The organism is Streptomyces sp. NBC_00631 (genome assembly GCF_045206895.1).
In the GTDB taxonomy this organism is placed as follows: Bacteria; Actinomycetota; Actinomycetes; order Streptomycetales; family Streptomycetaceae; genus Streptomyces.
Map to the genome: position 1 here is coordinate 8,275,069 of NZ_CP107734.1, position 15,684 is coordinate 8,290,752.

Here is a 15,684-nt window from a genome sequence, read left to right on the forward strand (position 1 = left end):
ATGTGTGAATTTGTGCGCTCCTGTTTGATCGATTGGTGGGCAGGACGCCTGGGGGCTGCGGCCAGCCCACGGGCTGGCTGGAGCCAGGGTGGGCGACCCCGTTCCGGGTCGCCCACCCTGGCTTTCGGCCGGTCCTACTTTCTCTTGAGGGTGAAGTTCTTGGTGACAGTGGACTTCTTCTTGATCGTCACCGTCGCGACGGTCGGCTGGAAGCCGTCCTTGGCGACGATGACCTCGAGCGGGTTGTTGCGGACGTCGAGCCACAGCGCGTATCCGCCGTGGGCGTCGGTCGTCAGCGTGTAGCTCGTGGCCCAGGTGTCGATCTGGACGGTGGCCCCGGCGATCGGCGCGGTGCCGCCGTCGCCGGTGACGCCCAGTACCGTTCCGGTGATCTTGCCCCAGGTGGCGGGCGGAGCCACCTGCATCTGCACCGGAAGCCTGGGCAGGGAGTACGGAGTGTCGGAGCTGAAGGACAGCTTGGCGGTGAAGTCTCCCGGCTGGGTCACCTCGGCCACGGAGGCGTCCAGGGTGATCTTCACCTTCGCACTCTTACCGGGCTGAAGGGTGAGCTGCTGCTCGCTCTCGCTCAGCCAGCTGACGTCGCCCGATTCCCCTTGGTCGTAGCCCGGCAGCACCTCCACCGTCGTCGTGGGGGTCGCCAGCGCGACGCCGCCGCCGACCTTGAAGAAGCCGAGCGCGCCTCCGCCGCGGTAGCTGGCGGTGTCGGCGTTGGGGAGCGCGGTCCAGGTGCCGGCCTGCGGGTCGAAGGCGAAGGCCTGGTTGGTGATGCTGTTCCCGGTGACGCCACCGCCCGTGACGAGCAGGCCGTTGGCTGCGGTGTACGCGGAGCCCCAGAGGGTGACGGGCAGGTCGGCGACCTGTGACCAGGCGTTGGTGGCGGGGTCGTAGACGTAGGAGTGCTTGACCTCGCTGGTGCCGCTCAGACCGCCGCCGCAGTAGAGCTTGCCGCCGATGCCGGCGCAGGAACTCCAGGAGATCGGCTCCGGGTAGTCGGCCACCGTGGACCAGGTGTCGTCGGCCGGATCGTAGGCGGTGACATCCTTGCTGCCGCAGGATTCCGCCGCGCAGCCGCCCACGACGTAGAGCTTCCCGTCGAGCACGGCGTTGCCGGAGCCGGCGTAGGGCTTGGGCGAGGCGGCGCCGGTGGTCCAGCTGTTGCTTCCCGGATCGTAGATCTCCAGCTTGGAGTCGGGGTCGCCGCTGGGTCCCCAGCCGCCGACGGCGTAGAACCTGCCGTCGATGAACCCGTGGGCGGGATCCTCCCGGGTGTCCGCCGCGGCGGCCAGCTTGGTCCAGGTGCCGGCGACCGGGTCGAGGACGTACATGTCCTTGGTGTCGGCGCTGCCGTTGAAGCCGAAGGCGGAGTAGACCTTCCCGTCGTCGGTGGCCACGGCGTTGTCCATCAGCTTCACCGGCAGGTCGGGGGCCGCCGCCCAGGCGTCACCCGCGGCTCCCGGGACCACCTTCGGGGTGCTGCCCGCGGCGGACGCGGTGGCCTTGCTCGACAGCGGGGAGTACGTGCCCTTGACCAGTTTCAGCGGGGCGCCGCCCGCGGACGCGATGGTGAACCCACCGGGCTGTTCGCCCAGCTTGACGGTGGCGGCGGCCGTGCCGGTGTTCTTGACCGTCAGGGTCTTGGTGGTCTGCTCGCCCCAGCCGACCGACGCGGTGACCGAGGTCTTGTCCAGGGTCAGCTGCCCGGCGCCGAGGGCGAAGTCCGCGCCGACCGCGCTGTCGGCCCGTACCTTCACCGTCTTGTCGAGCCCGGTGTAGTGCGGCTTCGCCGCGGTGAAGCCGTGGCTGCCGAGGGAGGAGAACAGGGCGTAGACGCCGTCGCCCAGGGCCGGGTCGTCGGGGGTGGCCAGGGTCACGGTGCTCTGCTTGTCGTCGTCCTTGCTCGTCACGGTGGCGCCGACCAGCCCGGCGGAGGTGTTGGCATCCGTCACCGTGCCCGTGAGCAGACCACCGGGGAGCAGCGTGACCTTGCGCTGGCCGATGAAAACGTTGTCAACCTTCCACCACCAGCCGAACGAGCCGGTGAAGTGGAAGCGCAGCTGCACCGATGCCTTGCCGGCGTAGTCGGTCAGAGGGAGTTCGACCTTCTGCGCGCCGAAGGTGGTGCCGGTGGCGGACCAGACGGTGGTCCAGGTGGTGCCGCCGTCGGTGGTCGCGTCGACGTCCGCGCTCTGGCCCCCGATGGCCCAGTAGTCGTCGGCGAAGGCGATCTCCGGTGCGGAGTCGCCCGTGAAGTCGTACACGGGGCTGAGCAGTTGCGTGTCCTGGTGTACCCCGCCGCCGTAGTGGTCGCTGTCGACGATGGCGAACCCGCCGTCGCCGCCGGTGGTGTTGCCTCGCGAGCCCGGGTCGTCGAAGGTCCAGCCGCCGGTCGTCCCGTCGGCGTTGACCACACTCCAGCCCTCCGGGGCGGAGTCGGTCGAGTCGAACGGCTCGGTGGTGCCTTCGTCCCGCACCGAGTAACCGGCGGGCTGGGCGGCCGCCCAGGGGTCGACCGGCACCGCGGCGTTCAGGCTCAGGTCGGCGTCCGCGACGGTGATCTTCCTGGTGAGCGACGTGTAGCCGGGGTAGGCGCTGTCCACGTGCAGGGTGTAGTCGTGGCCCTGGGGCAGCTTCAGGTCGAAGGCACCGGTGAGGGGGTCGGTCCACACCGGGCCGCCCGGAACACCGTCCGCCGTGATCTTGGCGTACAGCGGCCAGCCGTGGCCGGAGCCGTCGGTGACCTTGCCGGAGACGGTCCGGCTGGGGACCGGGGTCAGGGCGAAGTTCTTGGTCAGGGTGTCGCCGTCGGCGACGGACACGCCGGAGGCGGTGCCGGTGGCGTAGCCGTAGGCTTCGACGGTGATGTCGTAGCTGCCGACCGGCAGGACGAGCGAGTAGGCCCCGTCGGCATCGGTGTGCGCGGTGCCGCCGCCCTGGGTGGTGACGGTGGCTCCGGCGACCGGCTTGCCGGTACCGGCGTCGGTGACGGTGCCGGAGACCTTTCCGTGCGGACCGCTGCGGAACGCCGCGAGTCCGTCGGGCGTGCCCAGGCCGGTGGGGCCGTCGTAGCCGGCACCGGCGGTGCACAGGTACGCGGGAGTGCAGGTGCCGTTGTCGCCGGCGGTCACGTCATTGAGGCCGGTTCCGGAGGCGTACGGATAGGAGTTGGGGTACGTGCCCGCGACGGGGGTCCCGGCGTCCGCGTACACGGCGGCGATGATCGGAGAGGCGGCGCTGGTGCCCCCGTACACCTGCCAGCCGCCACCGCCGTAGGTCTGGTAGACCGCGACACCGGTGGCCGGGTCCGCCACGGCGGCGACGTCGGCGACGGTGCGCATGTCGCATCCGGTGTCCGTCTGGAAGGCCGGCTTGGGCTCGTAGAGGGAGCAACCGGACCCCGGGCCGAGGCCGTTGCGGTTCCAGACCGACTCGGACCAGCCGCGGGCGGTGCCGGAGTCCCGGACCAGTGAGGTACCGCCGACGGACGTCACGTACGGGGAGACGGCGGGGTAGGCCACCCCGTAGTCGCTGTCGCCCGAGGAGGCGACCACGGCGACACCGGGGTGGTTGTAGTGGGTGTCGTACGTCGTCTCGTCCGGGGCCTCTCCGCTGCCCGGCGTGCTGCTGTAGTTGGTGCCGTAGGAGTTGGAGACGTACTTGGCGCCGAGCGCGACCGCCTCGTCGACGGACGCTCCGAGGTCGTCGAAGCTCGGCTGGTCCGCCTCGACGAGCAGGATGTGCGCGTTCGGCGCGGCGGCGGAGACCATGTCCAGGTCGAGGGAGATCTCGCCGGCCCATCCGGAGTCGGGGGCCGGGTAGTCGGTGCCGCCGCGCTGGTCGACCTTGGTGAAGCAGCCGTTGGCCGTGGTGCAGGCGGACAGCCCGTACTGCTCGCGGTAGACCGCCAGGTCGGCCTCGGCGCTGGGGTCGTCGTAGGCGTCCACGATGGCGATGGTCTGGCCCGCCCCGCCGTCGGCGGGAAGGTTGTAGGCGCTCCGCAGGTCGGCGGCGCCGTAGCCGCCGGGGTCGACGGAGGGGGCCAGCAGCCCCTTGACGGCCTTGGTGTCGGTCCGGCGCAGGGCGAAGCAGGTGGCCTCGCCCTCCTTGGGGGTGGAGCAGGAGGGGTCGAGGTCGGCCTTCTTCTTGCCCGACGGGGCCGACGCAGCCGACGAGGCCGAGATGGTGGACGGTGCCGTCGCGTGGGCCGGTATCTGCATGCCCACGACCGTCATCGCGGCAGCGCTCAGGACGGTCAGACAGGCGGCGGCTCTACGGCGTAAAGCTGAACCGGTTCTTGGCGAGGTGCGCAAAACGTTACTCCCCACTTTGCCCAGCATGGGTCGACTCGTACGCGGTTCCCGGTCGACGGCGAATGCGGGTCGCCGCATTCGCCGCAATCAATTGGCATGCCTCGGGGCGCGAATGACAATAAAATCCATGTTACATGTACATGTCATAAGTCCAATGCCCCGCAAAGCGGAAACTCCGGCCCGGGGTCGGAAATCGAATTCCCACGCCAATTCGGCCCACCGCTCGAAGAAGCGCGGGGGCCATTTCTGGAAGGTGATGATTCTCGGTCGGCTGCAGGCGTCCGGGGATCGCTGTGCGCACCCTGCGGAGGCCACGGGAGTCGGGGGCCGGAACATGAGCTGAAGGCGGAGATCACCGCGCCGGTGACCTGTGATCATCCTGACCTCGGCAGTCGCGCCTGGCAAGATCCCCCGCTTGCGGGCCCGCGCAGTTGCGCACTTGCGTAGCATCGCGGTGAACCTCGTTCCGATCTTCCGGGGAGTCACTGATGGACGTGTCGGACGTGTCGTCCTCGGACGCGCTGTGGGCAGGCACCGGCCTGGGCGCTCCGGCCCGGCAGGCCCTGGAATTCCTGGTCAGCCATCCGGGTGCGGAAGAGGACGCGGTCGCGGCGGGAATCGGACTGCCGGTCGCGACGGCCCGGACCGTCCTGCGCTCCCTGGAAGCCGAACTCCTCGCCGTACACGTCGGGGAACGGCCCTCGCGCTGGAGCGCCAGCCCGCCCCGCTCCTCGCTGGGTGCCCTACTGGCCCGTAGGCGACAGGAGTTGGCCAGGGCCGAGCTGTACGCGGAACAGCTCCAGGAGGTGTACCGCACAGCCCCGGGCCAGCAGATCGCCTCGGATCTCTTCGAGGTCGTCGAGAGCAACGAACAAGTCGGCGCCCGCTATGCGCACCTTCTGAGAGGCAGCCGGCACGAGGTGCTGCATTTCGCGAAGCCGCCGTATGTGACCTCGCGGATCACGCCCACCGACGCTTCCACCGCCGCGGGCGCCACGGTCCGCCCCGGTGTCCGGCTCCGGTCCGTGTACGACAGCGCCGGTATCGCCGACGACGAATGCCTGGAGACGGCCCTCGGGGGCGCGGCTCCGGAAGGGGAACTGCGGCTCCTGCCCGGATTACCCATGAAACTGGTCATCTTCGACGGCGCGGCGGCGATCATGCCGCTGCGGAGGGACGATCCCGCGGCGGGCTCGCTCGTCGTCCACTCCTCGACACTCCTGGAAGTGCTGACCGCCCTCTTCGAGAGCGTGTGGGAGCGCGCGGTGCCGCTCTCGCTGGAAGGCCGGCCCGCCTCGCCCCCGGTGAGCGCCGAAAGACAGGACGGCGCCCTCCACAGTCGGACGCGGGACATCCTTCGCCTGATGTCCGCCGGAATGAAGGACGACGCCATCGCGCGCTCCCTGCGGCTCAGCCGCCGGACCGTACAGACGCATATCAGCGAGCTGGGCCGAAAACTGGGCGCACGGACCCGCTTCCAGATAGCCCTGCTGGCCCAGGAACGCGGCTGGTTGGAGGATCGGGAGGGGTGACCGGCGCTCCCGGTCGGGGTGCGGTGGGCGTCAGGCTGCAGTTTCGACGTTCGATCAGCAGGATCCGACGTTGTCGCTGCCGAGACAGCTTCGGGTGTGCCGAGGGGCCCTGCCGGAAGGCGCGGTCATCGCTGCCCGGATGGAGATCCCTGTCCCGCGGGATGGCGGTATCGGGGATCTGTTGTGGGAGGCGAACCGTCCGGACCGGCGTTTCGATGCGGTGATCTGCGAGTCGATCGACCGGATTGCCAGGCGCGTACCCACCCGGAGCGGCCGTCTGTATCCCTCGGCACGCCTCTGACCAGGCGTTTGTGTGGCTGGTCGAGAGTGAGGTCAAACGGCGGCGGTGAATAGGGTTAAGAACGGCGATCGAAGCATGTCTCAGTACGTGCTGCGCAGCCTGATCCGCAAGTAGGCGGCAGGGGCCTGTGAGGCCCGCGTCCCCGGTCAGCCGGGGCGCGGCCCTTCGCGTTCCCCGCGGACATTGCCCGCACGTGACATCGTCAAAGCTCAGCCGGAACACAGGGTTCCCTCAGCGAACCGGCACAGACTTGCTACATGTCCGCCACCGCAGGGGCCCGAACCGGCCGAGTCCGCGTTTTGATCGTCGACGACGAGCCCGGTCTCACCGAGCTGCTCTCCGCCGCCGTCGCCGACGCGGGCTGGCGCCCCTACCCCGCGCTCGACGGGCAGACCGCCCTGCGGCTGGCCCGCGGCTGCGCCCCGCACGCGGTGGTGCTCGACGGGATGCTGCCCGACCTCGACGGCCTCCAGGTGCTGCGCAGACTCCGCTACGAGATGCCGAGGCTCCCCGTCCTGATGCTCACCGCCCGCGACGCCATCGAACACCGTATCGACGGCCTGGAGGCCGGGGCCGACGACTACGTCACCAAGCCCTTCTCCCTGGAGGAGGTCGTGCTGCGGCTGCGCGGACTGCTGCGCCGGGCCGGCACCGAACGGCCGCCCGCCGACGACTCCGTACGCGTCCTCGGCGACCTGGTGCTGACCGGCGAGTCCCGCGAGGTACAGCGGGCCGGCACCCCGATCAGGCTCACCGCCAAGGAGTTCGACCTGCTCAGCCTGCTGCTGGACCATCCGCGCCAGGTGCTCAGCAAGGCCCAGATCCTCGACCACGTCTGGAGCACCTCCTTCGACGGCGGCGGCAACCTCGTCGAGGTCTACATCTCCAGCCTGCGCCGCAAGATCGACCGGGGCCGGGCCCCGATGATCCACACCGTGCGCGGCATGGGATACGTCGTACGGCCCGTGGAGGTCGGCAGATGACCGCCCGGCCGCGGAGCCGGTCGCTGCGCACGCGGCTGCTCGTCTTCATCACCGCCGTCCTGGTCTGCGTGTGCGCCGCCATGGCCCTGACCACGGTGTTCGCCCAACGCGCCTATCTGCTGGGCAACCTGGACAACCGGGTGAACGACGCGGTGGAGCGCAACGCGGGCGGGGCCGCCCTGCACCCGGAGCTGACCCGCGATCTGACCTTCCTCAACGAGGGCGGCCAGCCGGCCGGCATGCTCGCCGCCCGCATCGACGCCAAGGGCGACATCCTCAGCGCGGCCGTGGTCGGCCACGACGCGCCCCCGCGCTCGCTCACCACCGCCCAGACCGACGCCCTCCAGGGCATCGCGCCGGACGGCTCCACCCACACCCGCGTGGTACCCGGCCTCGGCACCTACCGGGTCGCCGCCCTCGACGCGAGCGGTATCCGGGTCCTGACCGGCCTTCCCATGGACGACGTACTGGACACCATCAGCGGCCTGGTCGCGGTCGAGACCGCGGTCGCCGTCGTCGGCCTCACGGCCGCCGGCTGTGTCTGCGCGGTGGTGATACGACGCCAGCTGCGCCCCCTCGGCCGGGTCGCCGCCACCGCCGTCGAGGTCTCCCACGCGCCGCTCGGCCGGGGCCAGGTGACCGGCCTGACCCGGGTGCCCGAACGGGACACCGACCCCGGCAGCGAGGCCGGCCAGGTCGGTGCCGCCCTGAACCGGATGATCGACCACGTCGAGTCGTCCCTGGCGGAACGCCAGCGCAGCGAGGAACAGGTGCGCCGCAGCGAGGAGCGCATGCGGCGGTTCCTGGCCGACGCCAGCCACGAACTGCGCACCCCGCTCGCCTCGATCGCCGGGTACGCCGAGCTGATGAACCGCGGCACGGACCGCATCGAACCGGACCTGGCCTGGCGCCGGGTCAACGCCGAGTCGGCCCGGATGCGCAGCCTGGTGGAGGACCTGCTGCTCCTGGCCCGCCTCGACGAGGGCCGCCCGCTGCAGGCGGCCGAGGTGGACATGGCCGCGCTGGTCGCGGAGGCGGTGTGGGACGCGCGGGCGGCCGGGGCCGGTCATGTCTGGCAGCTGGAACTCGGACTCGACGGCCCCGCGCTGGTGCTGGGCGACGAGGCCCGCCTGCACCAGGTGGTGGCCAACCTGCTGGCCAACGCACGGGTGCACACCCCCGCGGGCACGACCGTGACCGCGACCGTCGAGTCCACCGCCAGCACCTGCGTGGTCCGGGTCCGCGACGACGGCCCCGGCATCCCGCCCGCTCTCCTCCCGACGGTCTTCGAACGCTTCACCCGGGCCGACAGCTCCCGTACCCGCGCCGGAGTCCTGGAGGGCGGCTCGGGGCTGGGCCTGGCGATCGCCTCGGCCATCACCACGGCCCACGGCGGCCGCATCGACGTACAGAGCGCCCCGGGCCGCACGGAGTTCACCCTGGAACTCCCGGTCACCGACCTCCCACCGACGGGAACGGCGCCCGTCGCCCGCACGGCACCCGTCTGAGCGGGTCCGTCGAATTCCGCTGCGGTCAGAACCCGACGAGGGCGTCGAGGTCGATCTCGACCGGGAACGGCAGTTCGGTGATGAGCTTGCCGTGGTGCACCGGGTGCAGGGGGGCTGGGATGTACGACAGGGTGTCCGCGTTCAGCCAGTACTCATGCACCGCCAGTTTCTGGTCCCTGCTGAGCTCGACTCGCCAGTAGCACGGGACCTTCGCCGCGGCGAACTGCGCGGGCTTGCTCACGCGGTCGTCGCGGCGGGAGCCGGGCGAGACGACCTCGACCACGAGGGTGAGGTGAGCCGTTGGAATGCACTCCGCCTCGAAGAAGTTCAGCTTTCGAGGGTCGAAGACAATCACGTCGGGTTTGACGATGTTCCGGTCGTCCAGCATGACGCATTGTTCGTTCAGGACCCGGTAGGGCTGCGCCAGGGCCGCCTTGAGGGCATCGGCGATGCCGTCCCGTACGGCGTTGTGCCAGACGTTGGTCTGCCCGCGGGCCACGATCACTCCGTCCACGAGTTCCCAGTCGAAGGGCAGCTCCAGATTTTTGACCTGGTCGAAGGTCCAGCCGTCAGCAGGCGGGAACATCCAGTTGTCCTCGTTGGCCGGTCCCTGCTGGCGTGTCGTCATCACCGCTCCCATGGGCGAGAGTGTGGACGCGGTTACGCGTCGTGATCCTCTGTACGAAGGTATCGCCACTCGAAGCAGTGAAGCCATGCCGGGCCGTTTACACCCGCCTCCGTCCGCGCTAGCTTCACAGGAGAGCAGGGTGGGAGCGCTCCCATATCATCTCGGCGGACCGGAACCCGCCGTGGTGACGGGGCCGCTTCCGCCCCGCGCTCATCTCCATGACCCGCGCACGACCGTTCACCCCAACAGAGGTTGATCTGTCATGTATATGACAACGAGCCAATCCGGGTCCCGCCTGCCCCGATTACCCCTCCCCACCCGAGGCCGGGCCCTCTTCCTCGCCCTGCTCGCCCTCCTGACCACCGTGCCCGCCCTTGCTCTGATCCTGGCGGCAGGGGCGCCGGCGCAGGCACACGGCACCCCCATGAAACCCGGCAGCCGTACCTTCCTGTGCTGGCAGGACGCGCTCACCGACACCGGGGAGATCAAGCCCGTCAACCCGGCCTGCAAGGCGGCCCAGCAGGTCAGCGGGACAACGCCGTTCTACAACTGGTTCTCGGTGCTGCGCTCGGACGGCGCCGGCCGCACCCGGGGCTTCGTGCCGGACGGCTCGCTGTGCAGCGGCGGCAACCCCAACTTCACCGGTTTCGACCTGCCTCGCGACGACTGGCCGGTCACCCACCTCACCTCCGGTGCCACCGTCGACTTCTCCTACAACGCGTGGGCGGCACACCCGGGTTGGTTCTACGTCTACATCACCAAGGACGGCTACGACCCGACCCAGCCGCTCACCTGGGACGACATCGAGGACCAGCCGTTCCTGACCGTCGACCACCCGCCGCTGAACGGCACCCCGGGCACGGTCGAGGCCAACTACTCCTGGACCGGGCAGCTTCCGGCGAACAAGACCGGGCGGCACATCATCTACATGGTGTGGCAGCGCTCGGACAGCACCGAGACCTTCTACTCCTGCTCCGACGTCGTCTTCGACGGCGGCAACGGCGAGGTCACCGGCATCCACGACCCGGGCGACCCCACCCAGCCCCCGCCCGGCACCTGCACCGCCACCCGGACCACGACCAACAGCTGGCCCGGCGGCTACCAGTCCGAGGTCACCGTCACCAACAGCGGTGACGTCCCGATGCTCGGCTGGATGGTCGACTGGACGCTCCCGGGCGGCCAGTCGGTGGCCAGCCTCTGGAACGGCAACGCCACCTACAGCGGACAGGACGTGATGGTCCACGACGCCGACTGGAACGGCTCGCTCAGTCCCGGACAGAGCACGACGTTCGGGTACGTCGTCCAGGGCGACGGCGGGGACAGCGCAACCGGCCTGCCGTGCCAGGTCGGTTGACGTACGCGACCCGCTCTGGGCGGACCCGGTGTCGGTGCGCACCGGGTCCGCGAGCCGGGCAGGCGAGGGGGGTGGGCGGCCTGTCCGGGTGGGAGTAGCTCGAAGTGCCTCTTGCCTGCCGGCTGGGCGGTCTGTGTCGGGTCACGAAGAGCGACAACGTTGTCTGATGGTCTGTACATGACTTTACCGCCTCAACCGACAACGATGTCAACCCACTTCGGGTCGCCCGACCGGGTGAACCGGGGCGGTGCCGTCCCAGGCAGGCGCGGTCTCCCGTGGTACCGGTGGCGCACGTTACTGTCCCCGCGGCTTGTGCGACCTGTGATGCGCGGCCCGTCCGGAGGAGGAAGGGCCGCCTCATGCGTTTTCGACCCGTCTTCGCGCTGCTGGCCGCGGTACTCGCGGCCGGCGGTGGTGCCACCCCCGCCCTCGCGGCGCCCGCGAGCGCATTCCCCCGACTGGTCGAGGACCCCACGGCGTACGTCGATCCGCTGATCGGCAGCAGCAACGGCGGCAACACCTTCCCCGCGCCGAACTCGTCCTCGCCTCGCCCCTGTTCGCGCGCGTGGAGATCGACCGCCCGGGCGGGAACGACATCTCGATCCACGCGGCGGGAGCGGCCGCCGCCGCCCCCTACATCCAGGCACTGACAGTCAACGGCCGTACCGGCGACCGCCCTTGGCTCGACAGCTCCTTCGTCCGCGACGGCGGCCGGCTCGACTACACCCTCTCCACCACCCCGAACCGCGCCTGGGGCGCCTCCGCCGCGCCCCCGTCCTTCCGCCAGGGCGAGCAGCCGTACCAGATCGGCGTCGGCCCCACGGCCGCGACGATCGCCCCCGGCGACGGCACGAAGGCCGACATCCGGGCGCTCTCCCTGACCGGCGGCGCCGGCCCGGAGGTCCGCTTCCGCGTCGAGACCCCCGACGGGGTCAGGGCCGCCCCGGCCGAGGGCACCATGACCGACGGCTTCCAGCGGATCACCCTCGCCACTGCCCCCGACGCCCCTCAGGGCCGGTACGACGTGCGGGTGACGGTGACCTTCGCCGGCTCCTCCTTCTCGCAGCCGGTCGTCCTCACCGTCGCCGCGCCCGGCACCCTCCCCCGGACGGCACAGGGGCGGACCCGGACGGGTCCGCCCCCTCTCCGTGCCGCCGTCTCAGGCCAGCAACTCCACCTCGGCCAGGGTCGACGCACTGTCCAGGACGAGCCGGTAGTGCGGGTACGCGCCGGGTTTCTGGATCGTGAAGGCCCGGGTCTGGAGATCCCAGGTGAAGGACTCGCCGGAACGGCGGTCCACGGTCCGCCAGTCGGTGCCGTCCGCCGATGCCTGAAGGGTCCAGCCCGTCGGTGCCCTGGTGTGGTCCGACGGTGAGGTGAGCGTGTACTGGATCCCCTTGGCCGACCGGGTCACCGGCAGGTCCACCGACGTCACCGTCTCCTGTGTCGCGGAGGTGTTGTCGAACAGGGAGCCGTCGGCCTTCAGGACGTCCGCGCGCGGGGTCGGGACCTTGTCGTCCTTGGTGATCGAGACCGGGGCGGCGTCCTTCCCGGTGCCCCAGGCCGACGGCTTCGGGCCCATGGTGAAGTCGATGACCCCGCCCTTGGAGATGAGGGAGTGCGGCAGCGAAGTCGACGTCCAGTCACGGCCGTTGACCCGGACACCCTGCACGTAGACGTTGCGCGTGCTGTTCTGCGGGGCCCTGATCACCAGGTCGTGGCCGTTCTCCAGATGGACCGTCGCCTTCTTGAACAGCGGGGAGCCGATCGTGTAGTCGCCGCTGCCCATCACCAGCGGGTAGAAGCCGAGGGCGGAGAAGAGGTACCAGGCGGACTGCTCGCCGTTGTCCTCGTCGCCGTGGTAGCCCTGGCCGATCTCGCTGCCGAGGTAGAGCCGGGAGAGTGCCTCACGGGCGTAGGCCTGCGCCTTCCAGGGCTCGCCGGCCGCGTCGTACATGTAGATGACGTGGTGGGCGACCTGGTTGGAGTGGCCGTACATGCCCATCCGGACGTCCCGTGCCTCGGTCATCTCGTGGATGACCCCGCCGTACGAGCCGACGAAGTCGGGGGAGGCCGTCTCGGGCGTCGCGAAGAACTCGTCGAGCTTGTCGGCGAGACCGGACCGGCCGCCGTACAGGTTGGCGAGGCCCCGGCTGTCCTGCGGGGCGGTGAAGGCGTAACCCCAGCCGTTGGTCTCGGTGTAGTCGTAGCCCCACACCCGCGGGTCGTACGCCGAGGAGTCCACCCTCCAGTCGCCCTGGGCGTCCTTGCCCTGGAAGAAACCGGCCTTGGAGTCGAAGAGGTTCACGTAGTCCTGGGCGCGGTTGAGGAAGTAGTCGGACTCGTCCTTGTAGCGCTTCTCGCCGGTCTTCCTGTAGAGCGCCTTGCCCATCTCGGCGATGCCGTAGTCGTTGACGTATCCCTCCATCGCCCAGGACAGGCCCTCGCGGGTGTCGTCGCTGGTGTAGCCGAGGAAGGGGGAGGTGGCCATGCCCTTGCGGCCGACGCCGGAGGAGGGCGGTACGACCGTGGCGTTCTTCAGCGCCGCCTCGTACGCCGCCTTCGCGTCGAACTTCACGCCCTTGACGTAGGCGTCCGCGAACGCCACGTCCGAGGAGGTGCCGGTCATCAGGTCGGCGTACCCGGGGGAGGACCAGCGCGAGGTCCAGCCGCCGTCCTTGTACTGCTGCACGAACCCGTCGACCATCTCGCCCGCCTGACCGGGTGTCAGGAGTGAATAGGCGGGCCATGTCGTGCGATACGTGTCCCAGAAGCCGTTGTTGACGTACACCTTGCCGTCCACGATCTTCGCGCCGGTGTGCGTCGGGGTGTCCTGGCTGGTCATCGGCGAGAACGGGGAGGCGTACTGGTACGTCGAACCGACCTTCTCGAAGCCGGAGTCGGGGTACAGGTACAGCCGGTACATGCTGGAGTAGAGGGTGGTCAGCTGGTCGGCCGTGGCGCCCTCGACCTCCACCTTGCCCAGCAGCCTGTCCCAGACCTGCTGGGCCCGCGCCTTCACCGTGTCGAAGGAGGTGCCGTCCGGGATCTCCTGACGCAGGTTGTCCTTCGCCTGGTCGACGCTGATCAGCGAGGTGGCCAGGCGGAGCGTGACGGTGTGGTCGGAGCCCGCGTCGAAGCGGAGGTAGCCCTTGACCCCGCTGGAGTCGCCGCCGGTCACCTGCTTGTCGAAGACGCCGTAGACGAAGAGCCGGGTCGCGCCCGTCGACAGCCCGGACTTCACGTCCGAGTAACCGGTGACGATCCCGTGCTCCTTGTCCAGGGTCAGACCCGCCTGCTCGGTCACGTTGTCGAAGATCACGCTCGCGTCGTCGCCCGGGTAGGTGAAGCGCAGCGCGGCCGCGTGGTCGGTCGGTGTCATCTCCGCCTTGAGGCCGTTCTCGAACCGGACCCCGTAGTAGTACGGCCGCGCGGTCTCGTTCTCGTGCCGGAAGGCCAGTTCGCGGGCCTCCCGGCCGGTGTCCGGGGTGCCGGCGGCGACGGACGGCATCAGCTGGAAGGTCTGCCGGTCGCCCATCCAGGGGCTCGGCTCATGGCTCGCGCTGAACGCCTGGATCGTCGGCAGGTTGTCGGCGTTGTTGGCACGTGCGTACTCGTACAGCCAGCTCTCCGAGGACGCGTTGGTCACCGGCGTCCAGAAGTTGAAGCCGTGCGGCAGGGCCGTCGCAGGGAAGTTGTTGCCGCGCGAGAAGCTGCCGCTGGAGTTGGTGCCACGGGTGGTCAGCGCGTAGTCGGACAGATGTGCCCTGGGCTTCTCGGGGGCCACCGGCTTCAGGGACACGTCGTCGATCCAGCCGCGGAACTTCGCCGGCCCGGCGGGGGAGTCGTAGCCGACCAGGATCCGGTCCACCGTCTTCCCGGCCGCCACCGAACCGATCACCGACGACACGTTGTTCCACTGGTTGACGTACAGCGCCTTCGACGCGCCCTGCCCGCGCGGCGACAACCCGAACCCGTGCTGGTCGACGGCCCCGAGGCCGCTCAGATAGGTGCCGTCCGTGAAGGCCAGGTCCACGGCCACGTTCGTGGCGTCGTAGTCGAGGTCGCCGTCGGCCATCGACGGGAAGATCCGGTATGCCAGCCGGGTGTCCCGGCCGACCTTCACGTTCACGTCGAAGACCTTGTTGTACGAGTACGCCCGGCCGCTCGCCGTGTGCCGTCCGGCGTAGCGCAGCGCGTGCGTTCCGGTGAACCCGGCCCGTGCCTTCGCGGTCGGCGAGCCGCTCGGACCCTTGTCGACCAGCGAGAGCATGTCCTGGGGCACCGGCCGGCCGCTGCCGCCCGTGGAGAACTGCACGTCCGCGAGCTGCAGGATGTCCGGGGCGCCGTTGTTCCGCGTGACGTCCAGCCGGAAGTGCTGGTACTCGGCGGGCGCGGCGAGGTCGTACGACTTGGTCTGGAACCGCTCCGAGAAGGATTCGTCGGTGCGGGTGTCGACGGTCTTCCAGTCCTTGCCGTCCGTCGAACCCTGGAGGGTCCAGTCCTCGGGGTCGCGCTCGTCGTAGTCGTTCGCCGAGGTGAGGGCGTACGTCACCAGTTTGACGGGCTTGTCGAAGTCGAACTCGACCCAGCCGGTGGGCTCGAAGGTGAGCCACTTCGTGCCGGACTCCCCGTCGACGAGGTTCTCCTTGACCTCGCCGGCGCCGGTGTTCTCGCCGCTCGCCCGCACGTCGGTCACATGGTCGGTGACATTGCCGGGGATGCCGGTGCTGTAGCCGCCGTCCACCCCGGAGGCGCGCGGAGCGCCGCTCGGGTCGGTGTCGACGGTGTCGGTCCAGTCCGGTGACGGATCGCCAGACTCGAACGAGGATGCGAACTGTGTCGCGGCGGCCGGTGCCTTGGCCGGCAGGGCCACCGCGGCCCCCTGGGAGCCCAGGGTCATGACTACGGCGGCCGCGATCACGACCGCCGTACCAGATCCGTGTCCTGTTCTTCGCTGCGTTCTCCGCTGCATCACAACGGGTACCCTCCCTGCCACATGAGACAACGTTGTCAGCTGCGTGGCACAGGAACCAGTAGGTGGTCAAGT

Annotated in this window: 7 protein-coding genes and 1 pseudogene; 5 read left to right on the plus strand and 3 right to left on the minus strand. The window is 69.9% G+C overall.

Translation table 11 applies throughout. The annotated features are described in order from the left end of the window. Positions 1–134: 134 nt before the first annotated feature. Positions 135–4,235 (minus strand): carboxypeptidase regulatory-like domain-containing protein, encoded by a 4,101-nt coding sequence (locus OHB00_RS37960; protein ID WP_406441740.1) that lies wholly within the window; start codon positions 4,233–4,235, stop codon positions 135–137. Positions 4,236–4,816: 581 nt separating this feature from the next. Here OHB00_RS37960 and OHB00_RS37965 point away from each other — a divergent pair. The 3 genes from OHB00_RS37965 (at position 4,817) to OHB00_RS37975 (ending at position 8,652) form a co-directional block, all read left to right on the plus strand. Then, positions 4,817–5,860 (plus strand): LuxR C-terminal-related transcriptional regulator, encoded by a 1,044-nt coding sequence (locus tag OHB00_RS37965; RefSeq protein WP_406441742.1) that lies wholly within the window; start codon positions 4,817–4,819, stop codon positions 5,858–5,860. A gap of 558 nt (positions 5,861–6,418) precedes the next feature. Next, entirely contained in the window at positions 6,419–7,144 is a 726-nt protein-coding gene (locus OHB00_RS37970) for a response regulator transcription factor (RefSeq protein ID WP_406441744.1), read from the plus strand. Continuing rightward, complete coding sequence (locus OHB00_RS37975) at positions 7,141–8,652, plus strand: ATP-binding protein (protein ID WP_406441746.1); 1,512 nt, start codon at positions 7,141–7,143, stop codon at positions 8,650–8,652. The genes OHB00_RS37970 and OHB00_RS37975 overlap by 4 nt, the downstream gene beginning before the upstream one ends. Before the next feature lie 25 nt (positions 8,653–8,677). Here OHB00_RS37975 and OHB00_RS37980 read toward each other — a convergent pair whose 3' ends face one another. Further along, complete coding sequence (locus OHB00_RS37980) at positions 8,678–9,280, minus strand: Uma2 family endonuclease (RefSeq protein ID WP_406441748.1); 603 nt, start codon at positions 9,278–9,280, stop codon at positions 8,678–8,680. A 268-nt stretch (positions 9,281–9,548) separates the two neighbouring features. Between OHB00_RS37980 and OHB00_RS37985 the strand changes: the two genes are divergently transcribed. Beyond that, a complete protein-coding gene (locus OHB00_RS37985; protein WP_406441750.1) occupies positions 9,549–10,634 on the plus strand; it encodes a lytic polysaccharide monooxygenase in 1,086 nt (361 codons plus the stop codon). Between the two features lie 526 nt (positions 10,635–11,160). Further along, positions 11,161–11,736 (plus strand): annotated as a pseudogene (locus tag OHB00_RS37990) (glycoside hydrolase domain-containing protein); the annotation flags it as partial. A gap of 57 nt (positions 11,737–11,793) precedes the next feature. Here the strand turns inward: OHB00_RS37990 and OHB00_RS37995 are convergent. Further along, positions 11,794–15,537, minus strand: coding sequence for a GH92 family glycosyl hydrolase (locus OHB00_RS37995; protein WP_406441752.1), 3,744 nt, complete (start codon positions 15,535–15,537; stop codon positions 11,794–11,796). Positions 15,538–15,684: the final 147 nt, after the last annotated feature.